Source organism: Vibrio sp. 1288 (assembly GCF_033344475.1).
Window position 1 is genome coordinate 1 of record NZ_JAWPOX010001093.1, and the last position, 526, is coordinate 526.

At 44.3% G+C, this 526-nt stretch carries 1 pseudogene; it reads left to right on the plus strand.

From position 1 onward, the window contains the following. Positions 1–472 (plus strand): annotated as a pseudogene (locus R8O11_RS31080) (glutamate--cysteine ligase); the annotation flags it as partial. Positions 473–526 lie beyond the last annotated feature (54 nt).

Consider the following 526-nt stretch of genomic DNA (forward strand, 5'->3'; position numbering starts at 1 on the left):
CGAACTAGAATGCTGGCGTGACAACTGGAACAAAGTGATCATCTCTGGTCGTGAAAAAGGTTTGATGCTGCAGATCGGTTGCCAAGGTGAACGCTTATCTTTGCAAGATTGGGCGAAACGAGTATTCGTTGAGTTGCGCCAAATTGCAGTAGAGATGGATTCTGCGGCTGGTGGCGACGCTTACCAAGCTGTATGTGACAAGCTAGAAGCATGGATTGATAACCCTGAACTGACGATTTCTGGCCAATTGCTTGAGCTAACCAAAGAACTTGGTGGACTTGGCAAAGTAGGTTGTGCTCTTGGCATGAAGTTCCGTGAAGAAAATCTGGCTCACGGTTACCAACATTACTCGCAAGATATAATGGAAACGGAAGTGGCTTCTTCAGTTGAGAAACAGCGACAAGCGGAAGAAAGTGATACGTTATCTTTTGACGAGTTTCTGGAAAACTACTTCGCTTATCTAAAACAATAATCAATAAGTAAGGATTGGGTGGGATTGAACATTAAGCCGTTGGTTGTATCGGTT